Raw genomic sequence first — 21,709 nt, 5'->3', positions numbered from 1 at the left:
TGTTCTCTGGAATGTGTTTTTTAATCAGCATATTCTAATGAAGAAATAATGCTGGATATTTCAGTAGAGACGGGGGATTTCTTATTTTTGTAAGTCGTCTTATTCATTTGGTATAGTAAAAAATCTTTTTAAGATAGATATGTAATGGAATATCAATTTTTAGATTTACTTAGGTGATTAAAACATGAAAAATAATCTCTCAAATAGGTTTAGCTTTCTAAATTTGGCCGTTCTTGTTTTATCAATATATGTTTTGATTGCATTAATCGTCGATACTTTATTCAAATTGCCGGAGCAGACATCTATATTGTTAAATTATATTGACATGGCTATTTGCCTGTTCTTTTTTGCCGACTTTTGTATCAGGTTTCATAAGTCTCATAATAAATTAAAATTTATGCGTTGGGGCTGGATTGATTTGATATCCAGTATTCCGATGATAAATTTTTTGAGATTTGGTAGAATTTTCAGGTTATTACGTTTGATTCGAATTGTTAAAGCTTTTCATACAACCAAAGAGTTTATATCATACATTTTTAAAGATAAAGCAAAAGGTTCTTTCAGTTCTGCTGCTATTTTGGCCATACTGATGATTATTTTTTCATCTATCGCTATTCTTCAAGTAGAAAATATGCCTGAAAGCAATATACGAACAGCAGAAGATGCTGTTTGGTGGGCTTTTACAACAATTACGACCGTTGGTTATGGAGATAGATATCCTATAACAATTGAAGGAAGGATTATTGCTTTGTTTTTAATGACTGCCGGGGTTGGACTTTTTGGAACTTTTACAGCTTATATTGCTTCTATATTTGTAAGTGATAAAGATAAAGAGATTAATGCATAAGTCATTGATTAAAGGCACAATGGTGTTTCTTTTGTATTGTAATATTGAGTTTAATGTGATGATGTAAGCAATTTGTTTCTGTTAATCAATATTGGGGTTGTTAACAAAAGGGTAGTGCCTCGGCCGGTTATGCATGATGGTATGGTTCGTTGTTCAAAATGGTATAGGCACGGTAGATTTGTTCTGTAATAAAAGGCCGAATCATTTGATGAGAGAACGTCATTTTACTTAAAGATATTTTTCCATCGGCACGTTTGTATACTTCATCGCTGAATCCGTAAGGACCACCTACTATGAATACGAGTCGTTTAATGCCGCTGAGCATATATTTTTGTAGCAGTGAGGCGTATTCCATGCTGCTATATTGTTTACCGTTTTCATCCAATAAGATTACCGTATCAGAAGGTGTCAGTGCCTTCAAAATTTCTTGTCCCTCAGATCGTTTTTGAGTTTGTTCGTCCGTACGTGCCGACTTCTTGACGTCGGGTATTATCTGCATGTCGAACGGTATGTAGTGTTTAAGTCTTTCAATGTAAACAGCCGTCAGGTCTGCTACCGGACGGCTGTCTGTTTTTCCCACTACGAGGAGTGTTATGCGCATGATAATGGAACGGTTTTTAGAAGGGCAGGTCATCCCCGGCTCCTTCGCTTAAGCCCGATGATGGCTGTTGGGGAGCATTATAGTTATTGGGTGCGGCATAGCCTGTTGCCGGTTGGGCATATGGTTGGTTATAATCCGATACAGAGGGGGCTTGAGTCTGATCTCCGCGGTCTACACGCCATCCCTTTACGTCTGTGTACCAACGGCCGTTGAACTCCCGGCTTTCTATATCGACTTGGACGGTTACATCTTCGCCCAATTGAATGTTTGCCCGGTCTATAACATCACCCCACAGATTGAAACAGATTTTACGCGGATATTGCGAATCGGTCGTTTCCAGAATATATTCTTGTTTTTTCCACTCTTTACCGGTGCTTTTGCTTATGCCGCCGATTGGTTCCATTACCTGAATGATTTTTCCTTTGATTTCCATTGTTTAGTTTTTTATTTTGTGTTACTGTTTTTACGATTCTTATTTGCCGAAGCCGATAATCTTTCTTACTTCATCTATTGTAGTACGTGCACTTTCACGTGCTTTCTCCGCACCTCGCACAGCTACTTTTTTGAGATACTCTTCATCTGCACTCAAATCCATGATGCGCCGGCGTATGGGAGCCGTGGCTGCTACGATATCCGCAGCCAACTGCTTTTTCAGATCACCGTACCGGATGCTGCAATCGTTGTATTTGCCGATGAAATACTCATAAGTTTCAGGTGTGGAGACAATGCCCAGCAGTGTAAAGAGGTTTTGGATCGGCTCCGGCATTTTGCTGTTCGGCTCTGTGGGGCCGGCATCCGTAACCGCTCTCATTACCTTTTTCGTAAGGGTCTTTTCGTCGTCTATCAGGTAAATGGCATTACCTTCGCTTTTGCCCATTTTACCAGATCCGTCCAGTCCCGGTATCTTCAAAGCCCGTTCGCCCAGACTGAAAGATTGGGGTTCGGGGAAAAACTCGACGCCGTATATATTATTGAAGCGACGACTGAATTTGCGTGCCATTTCCATGTTTTGTTCCTGATCCTTGCCCACGGGTACTTTGACAGCCCGGTGAAGTAAAATATCCGCAGCCATCAGAGTAGGATACGTAAGCAATCCGGCATTTACATTATCCGGTTGTTTGCGGGCTTTTTCCTTGAATGTCGTTGTCCGCTCCAACTCGCCCAAATAGGCATTCATGTTCAGGTAAAGGTATAGCTCCAGCACTTCGGGCACATCGCTCTGTATATATATGGTTGCTTTTTCAGGGTCGATGCCACAGGCCAGATATTCGGCCAGGATGGTATGTGCACTTTTAACAATATTATCGGGTTTGGGGTGTGTAGTCAGGGAGTGCCAGTCGGCAATAAAAAAAAGACAATTATATTCATGTTGCATCTGAACGAATGCACGTACTGCGCCGTAATAATTACCAAGATGCAAATTGCCTGTCGGCCTGATACCGCTTACTACTGTTTCCATATTGTATATTTACTAAAACCTTTTGGGCAAAGATAATAAAATAGCCACAAGGAACTGTTTCTAAGGCTCCTTGTGGCTAATAATTATGAGATGCCTACTTCTCTGCGGGGTGCCCGATAAGTGTGGCAGAAGATACGGAGTCTATGCACACCTTGATGTACTGTCCTACTCTGTAATTCTTCTTGTCGAAAATAACTACTTTATTCTGTTGTGTGCGGCCGAAGAGCTGTTCGCGCGAACGCTTGCTGAAGCCTTCGATCAGAACTTCAAATTCTTTGCCCACATCTCTAAGGTTACTTTCCAAACTTAACCGATTTTGCAGGTCGATCATTTCGGAGAGTCGTCTCAGCTTGATTTCTTCCGGCACATTATCTGCCAGTTTACGGGCTGCGTAGGTGCCGGGGCGCTCGGAGTATTTGAACATGAATGAACTGTCAAAACCGACTTCGCGCATCAGCGAGAGAGTATCTTGAAAATCCTCTTCCGTTTCGTCATGAAAACCACAAAACAGGTCTGAACTGATGGCGCAGTCGGGTATCCGGCGGCGAATGGCAGCTACGCGCTCCAGATACCACTCACGGGTATAATTGCGCTTCATCAGTCTTAGGATTTTGTTACTTCCGGACTGTGCCGGCAAATGAATATGGTTGCATATATTGTGGTGGCGGGCCATTACGGCTATTGTTTCGTCATCCATATCTTTGGGGTGAGGGGATGTAAAACGAATGCGCATATCCGGTACTTCACGTGCCACTGCATCCAGAAGTTCTGCAAAGTTCACAATGTGTCCATTATTATTGTAGGCATAGGAGTTTACGTTTTGTCCGAGGAGGGTTACTTCACGATAGTTTTTATCGCGCAGATCTCGAACTTCACGAATAATGCTGTTCAACTCCCTGCTTCTTTCACGTCCCCTGGTATAAGGTACGATACAGTAGGTGCAAAAATTATTGCAGCCCCTCATAATAGAAACGAATCCGGAAATATGCACGCCGCCTATTTTCAGCGGCATTACATCCTTATACGTTTCTTGAGTGGATAGTTCTATATTGATGGCTTTTTCTCCACGCTCTACTGCACCGATCAGATTGGGCAGATCCAGATAGCTGTCGGGCCCCACGACCAAATCCACATGATGATTTTTAATCAGTTCGTCCTGTACGCGCTCAGCCATGCAGCCCAGTACCCCGAGTGCAACCTTTTTACCCGACTTACGTCTCATGCCGTTATAATACTCGAGGCGGTTTAACACTTTTTGTTCTGCATTATCCCTTACAGAGCACGTATTGATCAATATAGCGTCGGCTTGGGCTGGATCTTCTGTCAGTGCATAACCGTCCATCTGCATGATAGAAGCAACCACTTCGCTATCGGCCACATTCATCTGGCATCCGTAAGTTTCTATATACAATAGCTTATTCACTTTTTCTTTCTTCTAATTTAATTATATGCAACTTTATTTTGCTATTTTATTAAAAAACAACATTTTCGTTTGATTTTGTTTTGTAAATATTTGGTTTGTTAAAACTTCCATACTATATTTGCCTATGAAAAAGGTAAGATTTTTCATAGTTAAGGTTTTGGTTAAATCAAATTGGAGTAGGCTGGGAAGTTTGCTCCAATTTTCATTTTTACCTGTACCCTCTATACAAAATGAAACTTTTGAATAATTATTATAAAACTTTAGCATATAATATTGTTCAAGATTTTCCTGATAAAGGGATTCCGATTTAATAAAGATGTTTTTTCATAGAATAATCTATATCTTTGGTATCACAAAAATAAATAAACTACATCATTTGTCTTGGAAAAGAGGTAAATCGAATCTTTTCTTGTTTTAGGTAATTATACAACAGTTAAGTACGATTGAAAATCATTCTAATCATATAAAAAATCCAATAATTTCATTTTATGGCACTGAAATTTATTACAGCCGATGAAGCTGCTGAGTATGTTCAGCACAATGACAATGTGGGGTTTAGCGGATTTACTCCGGCAGGATGCCCCAAAGTGATTCCTGCGGCTATTGCCAGACGTGCAGAATCTTTTCACAAAGAAGGAAAACCGTTTAAAATCGGGATGTTTACCGGTGCAAGTACCGGAGATCGTTTGGATGGCGAATTAGCTCGTGCCCATGCCGTAAAGTTTCGAACTCCGTATCAGTCTAACAAAGATATGCGAACAGCCATTAATAACAGCGAGGTAAACTATTTTGACATGCACCTTTCTATGGAAGCTCAGGAAATACGTTACGGTTTTCTGGGACCGGTCAATGTGGCTATTATTGAGGCTGCCGATGTGACAGAGGAAGGGGAAATAGTGCCGACGAGCGGTGTAGGTATCACACCTACCATCTGTCGTCTGGCCGATAAGATCATAGTGGAGTTGAATGACAAGCATCCCAAAGAAATACGTGGTATACATGATTTGTGCGAACCGGCCGACCCTCCTTACCGTAAAGAATTGCCTGTATACTCTCCGAGCGATCGTGCCGGTTGTGATGTTTTGAAAGTCGATCCTGCTAAAATTGTAGGCGTGGTGCGTACCAGCGAGCCAAATGACGATAGCGGTTTTGCTCCGCTTGACGATGTTACCAAAGCCATTGGTGACAATGTAGCAAAATTCCTTGTTGGCGAATTGAAAGCCGGCCGTATTCCGGCCGAATTTCTACCATTGCAAAGCGGTGTAGGCAATGTGGCTAATGCCGTATTGGGAGCTTTGGGTGACAATCCCGAAATTCCGGCATTCAATGTTTATACGGAAGTTATTCAGGATGCTGTTATTGCCTTGATGAAAAAGGGTCGTGTTAAATTTGCCAGCGGTTGTTCGTTAAGTGTAAGCCGCCAAGTTATTCGCGATATATATTCCAACCTCGATTTCTTTAAGGATAAGCTGTTGCTTCGTCCGCAAGAATACTCCAACAGCCCGGAAATTGTACGTCGTTTAGGGGTTATCACCATCAATACGGCTTTGGAAGCCGATATTTTCGGAAACATCAATTCTACTCATGTAAACGGTGTGCGCATGATGAACGGTATCGGTGGTTCCGGCGATTTCACCCGCAACGGTTATATCTCTATTTTCACAACACCCAGTACAGCCAAGGACGGGAAAATCAGTGCTTTTGTTCCTTTGGTTTCACACATGGATCATTCGGAGCATTCTGTAAAGGTTATTATTACCGAATACGGCATTGCCGACTTACGTGGCAAAACCCCTCGTGAACGCGCCGAAGAAATTATCAAAAATTGTGTACATCCGGATTACCGTGAACTCCTGACGGATTATCTGAATATGGGTATTAAGGGACAAACACCTCAAAACCTCAAAGCATGCTTTGCTTTCCATCTGGAAATGGCGAAAAGCGGTGATATGAGGAATGTAAAATGGGAAGAGTATAAATAATATCTCTTTGACAATAAAATTAAAGGGTGCATCATAAATTGCTTTGAGCAGATTTATGGTGTGCCCTTAATTTTTCATTGTAACCAAGGTGCGGAGGGATATTATGCAACCGGCTTATTGTTTATAAAATAAGCGTATAACGTATATTTGTATATATGAAAGAGTTTATTATAACAGAAACAAAAACAGAACGAGCTGTACTTATCGGTATCGTAACTCCGGAGCAGAATGAAGTTGCGGTCAACGAGTATCTTGATGAGTTGGCTTTTCTTTCTGAAACAGCCGGAGTTGAACCTCTGAAGCGGTTTACTCAGAAGATAGATCAGCCGAACTCCGTTACTTTTGTGGGAAAGGGAAAGTTGTCCGAAATAGCGCAATATGTGGAAGAAAATGAAATCGGAGTCGCTATTTTCGATGATGAACTAAGCCCCAAACAGATCAGAAATATAGAGCAGGTATTGAAAATCAAGATATTAGACCGTACCGGTTTGATATTGGATATATTTGCACGCAGAGCTCAAACGGCTCATGCAAAAACACAGGTAGAGCTGGCACAGTATCGCTATATGTTGCCACGACTGACGCGTTTGTGGACTCACCTGGAACGACAGCGGGGAGGTGTAGGCATGCGCGGACCGGGCGAGACGCAGCTGGAAACTGACCGGCGGATTATATTAGATAAAATTTCCTTATTGAAGCAGCAACTCAAAGATATCGACAAACAAAAAAGCGTGCAGCGGAAAAACAGAGGGAAAATGGTGCGTGTGGCACTTGTGGGCTATACCAATGTGGGTAAAAGCACTTTAATGAATCTGCTTGCCAAAAGCGAGGTTTTTGCCGAAAACAAATTGTTTGCCACACTTGATACCACTGTGCGAAAGATGGTTATCCATAATCTGCCTTTCTTATTGACCGATACAGTGGGGTTCATTCGCAAACTGCCCACAGAGCTGATCGAATCTTTCAAAAGTACTTTGGATGAGGTTCGAGAAGCCGATCTGTTAGTACATGTGGTGGATGTGTCGCATCCTAATTTTGAAGAACAGATAACTGTTGTGGAAAATACGCTGCGAGAAATAACGGCAGGAGAAGAAAAACCGTATTTATTGGTTTTTAACAAACTCGATGCTTTTAGTTGGGTTCCTAAAGAAGATGATGATCTTTCTCCTGTAAAGCGGGAAAACATTACACCGGAAGAACTTAAAAAAACATGGATGGCCAAGCTCGGGCCGGATTGTTTGTTTATATCGGCCAAGAACGGAACAGGCGTAGAAGAGCTAAAACGAATACTCTATGAAAGAGTGAAAGAAATACATGTACAACGATACCCGTATAATGATTTCCTGTTTCAAGATTATGATAATTTAAGCGAGAGCGAAATATAAAAACAGAGGTTGATGATGATGAAGAAGAAAAATATCTTTTTAGGTTTTCTCTCTTTAATATTGATTTTTTTCGAGGGAATGGTGTCTTGCAAAAGCAGCAGAACAGTATCCAAAGAGACTCCGGGCAGCAACTCTTCCATTATCGATTGCAATGTAAAAGAATTCATGGCTTTATTAGAAAGGAAGAATGTTCAGTTGGTCGATGTGCGCACCCCGGAAGAATATAGAGTCGGACATATCGATAAGGCTATTCTGTTTGATGTTAAAAACACGGGTTTCGTGAAAGATGTTGAAAAGAAATTAAATAAAAATTTGCCGGTAGCTGTTTATTGCCGTTCCGGTGCAAGGAGTGCAAAGGCTGCAAAACTGTTGATAAATAATGGTTTCTCCGGACCTGTATATAATCTTTCCGGAGGTTATCTTGCATACAAAAAGGAGAAAGGCCTTTGATTCTCTGTTATGTTTCGTTTCGGGTTTGGAAATATAAAATCTCTCAAGATTCGCATTGCATTCAAACTCCCAATTATATCATATTGGAATAAAAAACAATTAAAGTATATTTGTATATCTGCCAAATGACAGATTATTCCTGATATTATTCTTTTTTAATAATTCAATAAAACAACAACACTATGAATTTTGTAACAGAAGAAAAGCTCACTATTATTGGCGCAGCCGGTATGATCGGTTCGAATATGGCTCAAACAGCAGCGATGATGCGTCTTACTCCGAACATTTGTCTGTATGACCCGTTTGCCGTAGGACTGGAAGGAGTAACAGAGGAAATACGTCACTGCGGATTCGAAGGTCTTAATGTAACTTTTACGTCGGATATCAAAGAAGCTCTTACCGGTGCCAAATATATCGTTTCTTCAGGTGGAGCCCCTCGCAAGGAAGGAATGACACGTGAAGATTTGTTGAAAGGAAATGCAGAAATTGCAGCGCAATTGGGTAAAGACATTAAGGCTTATTGCCCCGATGTAAACCATGTGGTTATTATTTTCAATCCTGCAGATATTACAGGCTTGGTAACATTGATTCATAGCGGTTTGAAACCGACTCAGGTAACGACCTTAGCCGGTTTGGACAGCACTCGTTTGCAAAGTGAACTGGCGAAACATTTTGGTGTTAAACAAAGTGAAGTGACCAATACGCGTACCTATGGCGGTCATGGCGAACAAATGGCCGTTTTTGCAAGTACGGCGAAAGTTAAAGGCACACCGCTTACAGACCTTATCGGTACTGATAAGTTGACTACAGAACAGTGGAATGATCTTCGTCAGCGTGTAATTAAGGGCGGAGCCAATATTATCAAACTTCGCGGACGCAGTTCTTTCCAAAGCCCGGCTTATGTTTCAATCGAGATGATTCGTGCTGCTATGGGCGGAGAAGCTTTCCGCTGGCCGGCAGGGTGTTTTGTTAAAAATGAAAAGTATCAAAACATCATGATGGCGATGGAAACCTCTATCGATAAAAACGGTGTACATTATAAAGAGATTAAAGGAACACCGGAAGAACATGCGGAACTGGATGCAAGCTACAAGCACTTGACGGCACTGCGCGATCAGGTTATCGATATGGGTATTATTCCTGCTGTGGAAAAATGGAATACCATTAACCCGAATTTGTAAAACATACCTTTTCCGGATTAACGCTGTTAAATAACAAAAAAGCAAAATCCATATTTGCAGGGGCTGCTCTCGTAGGTTGTTAAACTTGTCTGAGCTGCCCTTGCTTTATATTTTTATTAGGAACTGCAGATTTTACCTTCCGGAAGCAAATAAGTTTTGTTTGTTAAATAACAAATTATAAATACCATTGCGTTGGAGTTGTATTCGCTTGTCCTCGAAACGAGTTTATTCCGGTAGGTATTCTAAAATCACTCTATGAGATGTTAAAAATACACCTTTGTCCCAGTCCTGATTTATATGAACTTTATCATCGCAGCGGAGCAGCGGTTATTGTGGTAGATATATTCAGAGCAAGTACTACCATTGTCACAGCTTTGAGTAACGGAGCTAAAGGTATCTTGCCGGTTACAACCACTGAAGAAGCCCGAATAATCGGAACAAAAAACAATTACCTCATAGCAGCAGAACGGAATGTACGCAAATGCGATTTTGCCTTATTAGGCAATGACCCGTCTGAATACCGACCTGAGGTAATTCAAGAAAAACGTATTGTTTTTACAACGACTAACGGTACGAAGTCAATTCGCATAGCTTTGGAGAACGGAGCCAAAGAGATATTGGTGGGAGCTTTTATTAACCTTTCTGCTACGATAGATTATTTACAGAAAAAACAATATAAACAAGTGATTGTATTGGCTGCCGGCTGGAAAGGACAGATGTGTATGGAAGATTCTCTTTATGCCGGTGCTCTTGTATCCATACTGTTAAAAAACAACCGAGGCGATGCATGCAATGATGGTGCTTACATGGCAAAAGACCTTTGGAATACTTTTTGTTCGGATGAAACTCAACGTCTTGATTATCTGAAAAAGTGCGAACATTACAAACGTCTTGAAGAGAACCGCTTAGCAAATGCGGTACCTTATTGTCTGAAAATGGATACAAAAGAAGGTGTATATGGTGTAACAGGCACTCTGAAAGAGCCCTGGATAACAAAAATCCAATAAAAACCATTACCTTTGCACCGTTTTAGATGACTCTACACAACAGTTGCAGAAAAATCTGTATCCGTGTGATGGGAAATTAGAACAAACTAATTTTGAGTAACACAATTATTTTCAAACAGATGAAAACTTTTGAACTTCAAGGTACCGAGCGTACCGAACTTGGCAAAAAAGCCTCTAAAGCTCTGAGAGCGGAAGAAATGATCCCATGTATCATCTATGGTGGTGAAACGTCGGTTCACTTTTATGTAACGGAAAAAGCGGTACGTAATCTTATTTACAGCCCCGATATCTTTGCCGTTGAGCTTACATTGGATGGTAAAAAATGCATGGCTGTAATCAAAGAATTACAATTCCACCCTGTAACAGACAATTTGTTACACATCGACTTTCTCGAAGTGTTTGAGAACAAGCCTATTATTATGGAAGTTCCTGTGGAATTGGTTGGTCACGCAGAAGGTGTGAAAGCCGGTGGTAAGTTGCAATTAGAGATGAGAAAACTGAAGGTTAAAGCTCCTTATACGCATATTCCCGAGCGTTTGAACATCGACGTTACAAATCTTGGTTTGGGAAAAACTCTGCAAGTAGGTGCTTTGCATTTTGAGGGTTTGGAACTGGCCAATGCCAAGAATGCAGTCGTTTGCTCTGTTCGTCTGACCCGTGCAGCTCGTGGTGCAGCGGCCAAAGCATAATCAATATTTTGAATTATATCGGATTAACAGCTCGAGAATCATTCTCGGGCTGTTTTTCTATATATATACATCTGAATGGAAGCTGTGTTTGCAACGATGAGGGGCAAGCAATCGATGTACAGTTGCAATTTCTCCGGGTGTTGTGCAAATCGAATTGAAACTGGATGGATGTATTTTGACCCTGTAAGAGTTGCAGTCCACTCGATTTTTGTGAATTAAAAGTGCTGCCGGGATTCGTTCTTTGCTTGAGTGCAGTCCAAATCCACTCCGAATGCTCGTTATTGTTGCTGTTTGAGTTTTTCCTTGGTGCTGAGCATGCCGCAGGCTGCACTGATATCCTCTCCCCGTGATGCACGAATGGTTGCTGTAAAGCCCGATTTTTCCAAGTGTGCTCTAAAAGCCTCCATCTTAGAATCATTCACCGGATTCAACTCCACATCAGGTATTTTGTGAAAACGAATTAAATTGATACGGCAGGGAATATCACGTAACAGCCGTGTCAATTCTTCAGCGTGGCGCAGGCTGTCATTTACTCCTTCAAAAACAATATATTCGAAAGAAACCCGACGTTGACTGCTAAAGTCGGCCGAGCGTATTAAAGATAAAGTTTCTTTTAACGGCATACTGTTTTCTACGGGCATAATCTGTGCACGCTCCTGTGCAAAAGGATTGTGCAAACTGACAGCCAAATGACAGCGTGTTTCATTGAGAAAGCGGATCAATCCGGCTCTTACTCCTATCGTAGAGAGTGTTATGCGTTTAGGACTCCAAGCCAGCCCCCACTCCGAGGTAAGTATTTCGATGCTTCTGAGTACTTGCTCCACGTTATCCAACGGTTCACCCATGCCCATGAAAACGATATTGGTCAATTTATCGGCTTCTTCTGCCGAAAGCACTTGATTGATAATTTCCCCGGCAGTAAGATTTCCACGCCAGCCTTGTTTGCCTGTCATACAGAAAAGACAGTTCATCTTACAACCGATCTGTGAGGAGATGCAGAGAGTGGCACGATCTCCCTCCGGTATCATCACTGCTTCTACCCATCCCTGATCGCCCCGCATGTCAATGGCGGGAAAAAGGTATTTGCGCGTCCCATCGGCAGAGGTTTGTATCGTGACAGGCTTTTCACGCCCGACTGTATAATATTCTGCCAATAACGAACGTGCTTTTTTCGACAGATTGGTCATCCGGTCGAAAGTTTCTGCACGGTGCACATAAAGCCATTGAGCCAATTGGTTGCCGGTGAATTTCAGCAAACCTAATTCCAAAGCAATATTTGTAAGTTCTTCTTTTGTTTTACCCAATAATGCGGGTTTCCGTTGAAGTGTCGTTTCCGCCATAAAAATAACCCGGTGTTATGAACCGTTTCTGCGCAAAGATACGAATAGGAGGTAGAAGTTACTCTAACGGAGCGAAATATGGTCGAATAAATAAAATAAAATAGAATACACGCCAAAGGTTTTATATATTTGATCTGCGTTGCAGCACGGTACGGTTTTTTACTTCATATAGAATAGTTATGAGTTTTTTGAAAAGCTGGTTCTTTTTTCCCGAACATAGACACGGCCATGGTGTACATTCGCCTTTTGCTTATTCGTTTATTCGTAATGCAGTGGAGTGCAAATTGCCTTATTATGCTTTTGCTCCTTTGAGAAAGACGGTTTTGGAAGAAAGAAGGAAGTACAGGTATAGCAATTCGGATATGATTGTGAATATCAAGGATTTGGAACTTATTTTTCGTGTTATTGTTTACTGCCGAATCGAACAGGTCTTGATCTACTCTCCGGCAGACACCTTCGTTTTAGATTATATTGTACGCGCTTATTCCGGAATTCAAATCATTACCGAACATAAGAAGATAAAACCCGGGAAAAAGCTGCTGATTGTAGTTGAAAAAAAAGATTATACCGGAAATCTGGAAAAAGAGATAATAGATTGTGCCGATGGAGGTGTTTTAATCGGTAATCTGAGGAATAATAATGCGATTAATGAACTTTGGTCGGGTAAGAGAAGAGTAGGAAATTGGAGGCTTACAATTCGCACGCGGAGGATCGGTATAGCATTTAATAGTCGAAATATTACCGAAGGACGCTTTGTTACTTCGTTGTAAATGTTATTTTTGCAATTATCATTATATAAACAAGATGATTTATGGATAAGAAAAGCCTCTTATATACAAAAACCGGAGATAAAGGCATGACCAGTTTGGTTGGCGGTAAAAGGGTGCCGAAACACCATATCAGACTCGAAAGTTATGGTACCATTGATGAGCTTAACTCATTCGTCGGTATGCTTATGGCTCAAGATATCGAAGAACAGGATTATGAGTTTCTACTCCGTGTACAGCATAAGCTTTTCAACATCGGTTCCTATTTGGCTACGGAAAGCGATTCTACGGAATTTATTACCGAGAAAAGCAAAATACATGAAGAAGACGTTCAAAAAGTGGAACGTGAGATAGACCGTTTGGACGGTATAGTGCCCCGGATGAAAGCTTTTGTATTGCCCGGCGAAGGCAAATCCGCATCGGTGGCGCATGTATGCAGAACGGTGTGCCGTCGCGCCGAGCGAATCATGTACAGATTGAACGAAGAAGCTCCGCTCAACGATTTGGTTTTGAAATATGTAAACCGTTTGAGCGACTATTTCTTTGCTCTGGCTCGAAAAGAAGTCTATCGTACCAACGGAGAAGAAATCTGTTGGGATGCCAGATATAATGGTTAATATTATTTATTTCATTATTTTTGCGCCGATTTGGAAGAGTCATTTTTCTTCTATATTCTCTAATCTTAATATCTAAATGTGATGTATTGGACTTTAGAATTGGCTTCTAAGATTGAAGACGCACCATGGCCTGCAACGAAGGATGAATTGATTGACTATGCTCAACGTTCGGGTGCGCCGTTAGAGGTGATCGAAAACCTCCAGGAGATTGAAGACGAAGGTGAAGTATACGAATCGATAGAAGATATTTGGCCGGACTATCCGAGTAAGGAAGATTTCTTCTTTAACGAAGACGAATACTAAACGATTAATAAAGCAAAGGCAAGAGCGCAGAATACGATCATTTTTCTTGCTAAGAACTGAATATAGAGAGGTATTGGCAGAAAAAGACTGCCAATACCTCTTTATACTTTTACCCTAAAGTTTTTTGACAATGACCGGTATAAAAATCAAGAATACAGTTAGACTCTGGCAACTATTTGAAGTTTTCTTCAAGATAGGAGGCTTTACCTTTGGAGGCGGTTATGCGATGTTGCCTTTGATACAACGTGAGGTGGTAGACCGTATGAAATGGCTGACGAATGAAGAGTTTATGGATCTTTTCGCCGTTGCACAGTCTCTTCCCGGTGTTTTTGCCGTAAACATATCCATTTTTACGGGCTATCGGCTTAAAGGTTTCAAGGGGGCTTTATTTAGCGCTATCGGATGCACGCTCCCATCTTTCCTGATCATACTGGCTATTGCTCTTTTTTTCGAACAAATGGCACACGAGCCGGTGATAGTTCGTATTTTCAATGGTATCAGACCGGTTGTTGTGGCTATGATTGCAGCTCCGGTTATTACCACATGGAAATCCATGAAGATGAAACAGCGTCAGCTATGGATACCCATATTGGCAGCGTTGCTCGTATGGTTGTTAAAGATTTCTCCCGTTTGGGTAATTATTATTTCTGCTCTGGGAGGTGTCTTATATACATTCTATATTAAGAAATACATAAAACCTCATATCCGATAACACTATGATATACTTGCAGCTCTTTTGGGTTTTCTTTCAGATCGGACTGTTTGGTTTCGGAGGGGGGTATGCCATGCTTTCTCTTATTCAGGGAGAGGTCGTTACCCATTACGGATGGATCTCTGCTGCCAAATTCACGGACATCGTAGCTATCAGCCAGATGACTCCCGGGCCTATCGGTATCAATAGCGCCACTTATATAGGTTACACTGTTACCGGGAGTGTTTGGGGATCTGTTTTGAGCACTTTCGCTGTTATGCTGCCTTCTTTTATTTTAGTCCTTTTGATCAGCTTCTTTTTCATGCGGTTCAGACACAATAAATATGTGGAAGCCATATTCGTAGGTGTCAGACCGGCTACCATAGGACTGATTGCATCGGCTGCCTTATTATTGGCTCTTAATCCGGATGCCGTTATAAACTTTTTCGCCCAACCGTCATTCTCCGGTTTGGACCGGATGGTTGTCAAAGAAAATTTTATAGACTGGAAAAGTCTCGTTCTTTTTGTTTTGGGATTTTGGGCAACTGTTTCCAAGAAAATCCATCCGATACTGATTATTATCTTGGCTGGTATTGCCGGTTTGATTCTTTATTGACCCTTTTTCTTATAGATTTTATTGATATGGGCAATGGCCTCTTCGATCAGCGTATCGATTTTTTTTGCTTTATCTTCATCTTTTAGAGAAACTTCAATCTCAGGCTCTATGCCGAACTCCACATTGTAAAAGTTTGCATCCGTCATTCGACTTGAAGAATATCGAACAGCCCAGCCGATGGGGAGTTCGCTGGAAGCCGGCAGACCGGCTCCTCCTCCGGTTTTATCGCCCATGATGGTGACCAGTTTCAGCGGTTTCATTTTCATTACAAAATCATTGGCAGAACTGAAAACACCTCTGTTGGTGAGTACGACAACCGGTCTGAACCATTTTACCCCGTATTTGAGCGTATCAACATAAATCGGAAGAGGATCCGAGAAGTCATTGTGTCCCGGACCTTTTTTGTGCGAAATATAGCCGGTAAGCATTCGTTCCGGAAGAAAATGTTGCAGAAAAACGTCAGAAGTCGTCAGATTGCCCCCTCCATTATCCCGTATATCTATAATCAAGCCTTTGCAGAAAGCCAGACGGCTGAGCATGGCATTGATATTGGAGTGGGATAAGGTGCCGGAGAATGATGAATAGCGAATGTAACCGATACTGTCTTTGGTGTGGCCGTTATACTTGAGATAGCGATAGAAAGCCGAACCGGCGATATGGTAATCTTTTTCCAGATATTCGTCGATAATCTCTCTGCTATAATTCGACGGGTAATCGTCGCGCCAGTTCCAATAACGTCCGATATCGAAATTCGAGTATAAATTTACGTGTCCATCTTTCAGTTCGGCCATGAGTTGTGTCATTACCAGAAAGAGCGAATCCACTCCCATTTTCTTATGGATTTTGGCAACGTGCTTATCATACATATCCCTCCAAGTAGTATTGGCCGGCAATTTTTCGTCAAAAAAACAGTAATTCCGGTCTAAAATTTCCCAAAGCATATCGAAGTTTTCTTTGGGATCTTCCGTATAGTATTTTTCCGTGGAGCAGGAAAAGAGCATGCTTATCAATAAGCACACAAGGGAATATCTAAATATCTTTCTTGTCATAGTATCACTCTGTTAAAACTGTTTTTACGCCCTTTTAGGGTTTGCAGATACACGCTGAATCCGATAACAAAAGAATGCGATGAATCAAAAGTTTTCAGATGATTAACATTTGACCGTTCGTATGCCCATTTATACCCGGTGACTAAGGTAGCCCAATCGAATACGGGTACATCCACAGTAAGCAATAAACGGTTGGAAAATCCCGAACCCGGGTGCCTGAAATATAGCCCGGATGTGTTGGTGCCCGGGTTCAGCAAGAAATATTCATAATAGCTTTCGCCGTAATCCTGTGAAAATCCGCAACCGAGAAGACTGAGATTTTCCGTCAATCTGAATAGCAAAGGCCAATGTGCCGAGTTTAGACGATAGGCAATCGTACCTTGTGCCACAATATCTCCGTAGATACGTATCGTACCGGGATTATTGCCATTACGCGTACTCCATAAACCACCTAAACCGAGACGATACCCGGGGCCTGCAAACAACTGTATCCGGTCGAATTGCCAGCAATAAAGATACGTGCCTCTAAAATTGCCGGAAACGGCATAAATAGAAGCATTCCGTGCAGGATTGTCAGTGATTCCCAAATCTATTTCGCTCCAATAGTTACGCATCCATCTCGTTTCTGTTCCCTTACGAACCATGGGAATGAAAATTTCATTCTGTAAAGAAAAACGGATACCCCCGTATTTCAGCGGAGAAAGATACGTGTCTTTCAAGAGCAAGCCTCCTATACCGAAGAGGGTAGAGCTGTATCTTGTTATGGGTTTAATGTCCGATGGTTCGTACAGTCTTTGCCAAAAATTTTGTTTGGATTTGCGTTCAAATACCGTATCTCTTTTCAGACCTTCCTGTGCATAAGAAAATATGCCCGACACAGCCAGACCGATGGAAAGAAGAATTATATGAAAAATAAAACGAGTGTTTTTCATCTCTGTTCTTTTATTGGAAGTCTTTAAACAAATCTGTAACCTCTTCATCCTCATGATTATTCAAAGCGATAGATTCCGTTTCCTCTTTGTCTTCATTCTTTTCTTTCTCGAATTCAGGATCCGGATGCAACGGCTCGCACTCAAGAATATGATCTATTCGATAAGTGGTCAATCGTTTTCCTTTTGCCCGAACACTTTTAACTCCGATAAATTCGTCTGCATCTATCTCCAAAGGTTTGCGATGTTCGTCTTCGCCACCGAATAAAACTTCAAATCGGGCATAATACTTATCTGTAAGCAACTCGATATAGTTGCCTGCAGTTTCTCCCATAATCAGTTCCCGTTTATCTTCTTCCACACGGAAACGCTTCAAGTAGTGATACTTTTGTTCCGCATCATAGTAAATCGCTGTCCACACTTTTTCCGGAATGAATTTTTCGATACAACGGATATTCGGTTCATAATGATTGGTCTCATTAAAGTCTGTGGTATAGCATTCTCCATTCTTAAGAATTACCAAAATCCGGTCATCGGCATAAAATTCACCCAAAAAGCGTCCCTGCTCATTGTAGTTGATCCGGTTTATATCCGGATCGAACCATACCGAACGTCCACCCAATGTGCTCGATCCCTGAGCTTTGAGAGAAACACCCTTAATTTCGTTTTTCGTTAACAGGTTTCCTCTCGCCGCTTTCGATTTGATGAGGATTTCAGAAAAATCTTTGTCGAATTCGTCTATCCGCTGTTTGGGTTTGCGTTTCAGGCGTACACGCACAATTTCCGCCTCTCCATTCATATTGGCTGTAAAATAGATGATTTTTGAGCCTTCTTTGCCGGGAGTTAAATCATATTCTTTGTCGCGAGTCATCGAGGTTACATTGAAACGCTTGATAAAATAAGCTCCGTGTTTCCCATCCCGGTAAATTACGTTGTAAATAGTGCGGTCATCCGTTTTCTCAAAACGGGCTATATGGATTACTTCTTCTTTACCGATAAATTTTTTGTCTTCCACTTTCGTGATCATATATTTACCGGATCTGAAGAAAATAATAATGTCGTCTATTACGGAAACATTACATACGAACTCATCGTTTCTGAGCGAAGTGCCCACAAAACCCTCGTGGCGGTTTATATAGAGCTTTTCGTCCAGCTCTGCCACTTTCGTGGCCTCTATGGTGTCGAAATTGGTTATTTGAGTCATCCGGGGGAAAAGATGCCCGTAACGATCTTTCAGATATTCGAACCATTTGATCGTATATTCCGTGATGTGCTCTATGTTATGTTTTAATTTTGCAATCTCATCCTCCAGACGCAGCATCATCTCTTCGTGTTTGGGGATATTGAATTTAAGAATGCTGGCCATTCTTATTTCCAGCAACTTTTTGAGATCGTCGTTCGTAACAGGGCGAATAAATTGCGACTTCCACGGTTCCAGACGCTTATCGATATGAGCTAATGCCGTTTCTTCGTTTTTGGCATCTTCAAAAGCTTTGTCTTTGTAAATACGTTGTTCAATAAAGATACATTCCAGTGAAGCGAGCAAATAACGCTCTTGTTTCTCTCCCAAACGAATTTTCAGTTCATCGTGCAAAAGTTGCCGGGTTCGGTCTGCCGAAAATTTGAGGATCTCGCTCACAGAGGTAAAAACCGGCTTGTCGTTATAGATTACGCACGCATTCGGAGAGATGCTTACTTCACAATCTGTAAAGGCGTATAAGGCATCTATCGTCTTATCGGAGGAAGTACCGGCTGCAAGGTGTATGCGAATATCGGCCGTAGAGGCCGTCATGTCATCTACCTTTTTGATTTTTATCTTACCTTTTTCGTTTGCTTTGAGGATAGATTCGATGAGCGTAGATGTGTTTTTCCCGGCCGGCAGTTCGGTGATACTCAATGTGCGATTGTCTATTTTGGTTATCAAAGCGCGGCTTTTGATTGTTCCGCTGCGTTCGCCGTCGTTGTAGCGAGACACGTCTATCAATCCTCCGGTCGGGAAATCCGGATACAGCTTAAAGTCCTGCCCTTTCAGATAAAGGCAGCACGCATCGCATAATTCGTTGAAGTTGTGCGACAGTATTTTTGATGACAAACCCACGGCAATACCTTCTGCTCCCTGTGCAAGTAGCAGCGGGAACTTCAGGGGCAGAGCTATCGGTTCGTCCGTGCTGCCATCGTATGTTTTTTTCCATTTTGTTATCTGATCGTTGAAGACCACTTCTAACGCAAATTGCGACAAGCGGGCTTCAATATACCGGCCGGCGGCAGCATCGTCGCCGGTCAGTATATTTCCCCAGTTTCCCTGTGTGTCGATCAAATAACCTTTTTGCCCCAATTGTACCAGAGCATCATTGATAGAAGCATCGCCATGCGGGTGGAAGGCCATGGCCGCACCCACTATTTTTGCCACCTTGATACGCCGCCCGTTGTCCAACGTTTTCATGGCATACAATACTCGCCGTTGTACCGGCTTGAGACCATCCTCTATGTGGGGTACGGCCCGTTCGAGTATCACGTAAGACGCATAATCCAAAAACCAGTTCTGATACATTCCGCTAAGCTGATGTATCATCGGTTGCTTAGGTTGTCGGTCGCTTTCTACAGATAAGTCTTCCAGAGGGTTTTCAGACATTTCATCTTCTATCATCAGATTATTCGTATAAGTTGGTTTGGTATGTTATAATTCTATGTCGATATCGTGGGCTTCATGCCAGGGCAATCCCTGTTTGGGCAATTCGGCCATAAACGGATCCGGGTCGAACTCTTCCACATTAAAGACGCCCGGTCTACGCCATAACCCTTTCATAAACATCATGGCCCCGATGGTGGCGGGGACGCCGGTCGTATAGCTTACACCCTGTGCCCCTGTTTCTTTATATGCAGCTTCATGGCTACAGTTGTTCCATATATAATAAGTGTGTTCTTTGCCATTTTTGATGCCGCGTATTCTGCAACCGATGCTGGTTTCTCCCGAGTAATTTTCACCCAAATCTCCCGGGTCGGGCAATACTGCTTTGAGGAATTGGATGGGTACGATCTCCATACCGTTGTACATGATCGGATCGATACGTGTCATACCGATATTTTGCATCACGCGCAGATGGGTCAGATATTCCTGGCCGAATGTCATCCAGAAGCGTGCGCGTTTGATGGTAGGGAAGTTTTTAACCAGGCTTTCCAACTCTTCATGATAGAGCAGATAGCTTTCCCGTTCTCCGATGTTGGGGTAGGTCAGTCCCTTATGGATTTCCTGAGGCTCGGTTTCGATCCATCGGCCATTTTCGTAATATTTGCCTTTCTGAGTAATTTCGCGGATATTGATTTCCGGATTGAAGTTCGTGGCAAAAGCCTTGTGATGGTCGCCGCCGTTGCAGTCCACAATATCCAGATAGTGGATTTCGTCGAAATGATGTTTGGCTGCATGTGCTGTGAAGACACTGGTTACTCCCGGGTCGAAACCGCAACCCAGAATTGCGGTTAGGCCGGCTTCCTTAAATCTGTCCTGATAAGCCCATTGCCAGCTGTATTCGTATTTAGCCTCATCCAGAGGTTCGTAGTTTGCCGTATCCAGATAGTTCACGCCTGCCAGCAAACAGGCATCCATGATGTGCAGGTCCTGATAGGGCAGAGCCACGTTGATGCAGAGATCCGGTTTGAAGCTTTTCATCAATTCGGTCAACTCCGGTACATTGTCTGCATCCACTGCTGCTGTGGCTATTTTTACTCCCAACTGCTTTTCGATTTCTTTGGCCAGCTTGTCGCATTTACTTTTTGTTCGGCTTGCCAGCATGATGTCTGTAAAAACATCCGCATTCATCGCCACTTTTTTGGCTACCACGGTGCCAACACCTCCGGCACCGATTATCAGGACTCTTCCCATACTATTTATTTACTTTTAGTTTGATTTTCATAAAAGAAATATGCCATACACCGGATTTTTCATACATACCTTGGCATATTATTCCATTTACAAAGTTAAAGCTAATTTACAGATTATTAAACCCAATCGGCTTTCAGGAAAACGATAAAATTACCTCATTTTACATAGAGCGAAAATTCTCTGCCTGATGGTTGAAAATTCTTCAGGCAAAGAAAAAAAATCCAAGTTAACTTGGTTAAAAATCCGTCAGGCAAAGAATTTTCAACCATCAGGCAGAAAATTTCTCCTACTTCTAAAAGGCTGTGTCAGAGTTGCTTTCTTCTTCCGGATTAGATTTATTTGATGAACGGGGAAACTCCCGGTATGAAGCCCACGATATCGACATGGAATCAATCTTTTGAAATCCGGGAAGTATGGACGGTTATCCATGCAGTCTTATCTCTCTAATTAACAGTAGGTATTTGTGGTACATATCGGATGAATAATAGGGAAT

21 protein-coding genes are annotated in these 21,709 nt (G+C 42.0%); 12 read left to right on the top strand and 9 right to left on the bottom strand.

All coding sequences use genetic code 11. From position 1 onward, the window contains the following. Positions 1-184 precede the first annotated feature (184 nt). Entirely contained in the window at positions 185-847 is a 663-nt protein-coding gene (locus tag A3GI_RS0107140; protein ID WP_025079443.1) for an ion transporter, read from the top strand. Between the two features lie 127 nt (positions 848-974). On the opposite strand, the gene rlmH is transcribed toward A3GI_RS0107140, so the two are convergent. The 4 genes from rlmH to miaB all read right to left on the bottom strand — a co-directional run bounded on the left by rlmH (position 975) and on the right by miaB (position 4,330). Beyond that, positions 975-1,448 (bottom strand): 23S rRNA (pseudouridine(1915)-N(3))-methyltransferase RlmH, encoded by a 474-nt coding sequence (gene rlmH / locus A3GI_RS0107135; RefSeq protein ID WP_025079444.1) that lies wholly within the window; start codon positions 1,446-1,448, stop codon positions 975-977. A 16-nt stretch (positions 1,449-1,464) separates the two neighbouring features. Then, positions 1,465-1,881, bottom strand: a complete 417-nt coding sequence (locus A3GI_RS0107130) for a DUF3127 domain-containing protein (RefSeq protein ID WP_018360769.1) — start codon at positions 1,879-1,881, stop codon at positions 1,465-1,467. A 39-nt stretch (positions 1,882-1,920) separates the two neighbouring features. Further along, the gene (gene trpS, locus A3GI_RS0107125) at positions 1,921-2,907 is read right to left on the bottom strand and encodes a tryptophan--tRNA ligase (RefSeq protein ID WP_018360768.1); all 987 of its coding nucleotides are present in this window, start codon (positions 2,905-2,907) and stop codon (positions 1,921-1,923) included. Between the two features lie 94 nt (positions 2,908-3,001). Then, positions 3,002-4,330 carry a tRNA (N6-isopentenyl adenosine(37)-C2)-methylthiotransferase MiaB gene (gene miaB, locus A3GI_RS10845; RefSeq protein WP_051074585.1) on the bottom strand — a complete coding sequence of 443 codons (1,329 nt, stop codon included), beginning with the start codon at positions 4,328-4,330 and terminating at the stop codon, positions 3,002-3,004. Positions 4,331-4,818: 488 nt separating this feature from the next. Here miaB and A3GI_RS0107110 point away from each other — a divergent pair, with 488 nt between their 5' ends. The 6 genes from A3GI_RS0107110 (at position 4,819) to A3GI_RS0107085 (ending at position 11,024) form a co-directional block, all read left to right on the top strand. After that, positions 4,819-6,312, top strand: coding sequence for an acetyl-CoA hydrolase/transferase family protein (locus tag A3GI_RS0107110; protein ID WP_018360765.1), 1,494 nt, complete (start codon positions 4,819-4,821; stop codon positions 6,310-6,312). A 155-nt stretch (positions 6,313-6,467) separates the two neighbouring features. After that, the gene (hflX, locus tag A3GI_RS0107105; RefSeq protein ID WP_018360764.1) at positions 6,468-7,697 is read left to right on the top strand and encodes a GTPase HflX; all 1,230 of its coding nucleotides are present in this window, start codon (positions 6,468-6,470) and stop codon (positions 7,695-7,697) included. A 12-nt stretch (positions 7,698-7,709) separates the two neighbouring features. Beyond that, positions 7,710-8,147 (top strand): rhodanese-like domain-containing protein, encoded by a 438-nt coding sequence (locus A3GI_RS0107100; RefSeq protein ID WP_202898678.1) that lies wholly within the window; start codon positions 7,710-7,712, stop codon positions 8,145-8,147. A 182-nt stretch (positions 8,148-8,329) separates the two neighbouring features. Next, the gene (locus A3GI_RS0107095) at positions 8,330-9,328 is read left to right on the top strand and encodes a malate dehydrogenase (protein WP_018360762.1); all 999 of its coding nucleotides are present in this window, start codon (positions 8,330-8,332) and stop codon (positions 9,326-9,328) included. Between the two features lie 260 nt (positions 9,329-9,588). After that, positions 9,589-10,335 carry a 2-phosphosulfolactate phosphatase gene (locus A3GI_RS0107090; protein ID WP_018360761.1) on the top strand — a complete coding sequence of 249 codons (747 nt, stop codon included), beginning with the start codon at positions 9,589-9,591 and terminating at the stop codon, positions 10,333-10,335. A gap of 119 nt (positions 10,336-10,454) precedes the next feature. Next, a complete protein-coding gene (locus A3GI_RS0107085) occupies positions 10,455-11,024 on the top strand; it encodes a 50S ribosomal protein L25/general stress protein Ctc (RefSeq protein ID WP_018360760.1) in 570 nt (189 codons plus the stop codon). Between the two features lie 278 nt (positions 11,025-11,302). On the opposite strand, the gene rlmN is transcribed toward A3GI_RS0107085, so the two are convergent. Further along, positions 11,303-12,364: a 23S rRNA (adenine(2503)-C(2))-methyltransferase RlmN gene (gene rlmN, locus A3GI_RS0107080; protein ID WP_018360759.1), complete on the bottom strand. Its 1,062-nt coding sequence runs from the start codon at positions 12,362-12,364 to the stop codon at positions 11,303-11,305. 179 nt (positions 12,365-12,543) lie between these two features. Between rlmN and A3GI_RS0107075 the strand changes: the two genes are divergently transcribed. The 5 genes from A3GI_RS0107075 (at position 12,544) to A3GI_RS0107055 (ending at position 15,358) form a co-directional block, all read left to right on the top strand. Next, positions 12,544-13,134 carry a hypothetical protein gene (locus A3GI_RS0107075; RefSeq protein ID WP_018360758.1) on the top strand — a complete coding sequence of 197 codons (591 nt, stop codon included), beginning with the start codon at positions 12,544-12,546 and terminating at the stop codon, positions 13,132-13,134. 41 nt (positions 13,135-13,175) lie between these two features. Then, on the top strand, positions 13,176-13,748 hold the full coding sequence (locus A3GI_RS0107070) for a cob(I)yrinic acid a,c-diamide adenosyltransferase (RefSeq protein ID WP_018360757.1): 573 nt from the start codon (positions 13,176-13,178) through the stop codon (positions 13,746-13,748). Between the two features lie 81 nt (positions 13,749-13,829). Further along, positions 13,830-14,051 carry a DUF2795 domain-containing protein gene (locus A3GI_RS0107065; RefSeq protein WP_018360756.1) on the top strand — a complete coding sequence of 74 codons (222 nt, stop codon included), beginning with the start codon at positions 13,830-13,832 and terminating at the stop codon, positions 14,049-14,051. 130 nt (positions 14,052-14,181) lie between these two features. Further along, positions 14,182-14,763, top strand: a complete 582-nt coding sequence (locus A3GI_RS0107060) for a chromate transporter (protein WP_018360755.1) — start codon at positions 14,182-14,184, stop codon at positions 14,761-14,763. A gap of 4 nt (positions 14,764-14,767) precedes the next feature. Continuing rightward, entirely contained in the window at positions 14,768-15,358 is a 591-nt protein-coding gene (locus A3GI_RS0107055) for a chromate transporter (RefSeq protein ID WP_018360754.1), read from the top strand. Here A3GI_RS0107055 and A3GI_RS0107050 read toward each other — a convergent pair. From A3GI_RS0107050 to A3GI_RS0107035, 4 genes are read right to left on the bottom strand one after another with little or no spacing between them, the layout of a single operon-like run. Further along, entirely contained in the window at positions 15,352-16,407 is a 1,056-nt protein-coding gene (locus A3GI_RS0107050) for a S41 family peptidase (RefSeq protein ID WP_018360753.1), read from the bottom strand. The two genes, A3GI_RS0107055 and A3GI_RS0107050, sit on opposite strands and share 7 nt — an antisense overlap. Beyond that, on the bottom strand, positions 16,404-17,339 hold the full coding sequence (locus A3GI_RS0107045; protein WP_018360752.1) for a DUF3316 domain-containing protein: 936 nt from the start codon (positions 17,337-17,339) through the stop codon (positions 16,404-16,406). Before A3GI_RS0107045 ends, A3GI_RS0107050 begins: the two co-directional genes overlap by 4 nt. Before the next feature lie 10 nt (positions 17,340-17,349). Next, the gene (locus A3GI_RS0107040; RefSeq protein ID WP_018360751.1) at positions 17,350-19,983 is read right to left on the bottom strand and encodes a DNA gyrase/topoisomerase IV subunit A; all 2,634 of its coding nucleotides are present in this window, start codon (positions 19,981-19,983) and stop codon (positions 17,350-17,352) included. Positions 19,984-20,013: 30 nt separating this feature from the next. Beyond that, complete coding sequence (locus A3GI_RS0107035) at positions 20,014-21,216, bottom strand: saccharopine dehydrogenase family protein (RefSeq protein WP_018360750.1); 1,203 nt, start codon at positions 21,214-21,216, stop codon at positions 20,014-20,016. Between the last annotated feature and the right edge of the window lie 493 nt (positions 21,217-21,709).

Origin of the sequence: Porphyromonas macacae DSM 20710 = JCM 13914 (assembly GCF_000379945.1) — a bacterium.
GTDB classification, from domain to species: domain Bacteria; phylum Bacteroidota; class Bacteroidia; order Bacteroidales; family Porphyromonadaceae; genus Porphyromonas; species Porphyromonas macacae.
The sequence above is the reverse complement of the archived record's forward strand: the minus strand, read 5'-3'. Positions and strand labels throughout refer to the sequence as shown.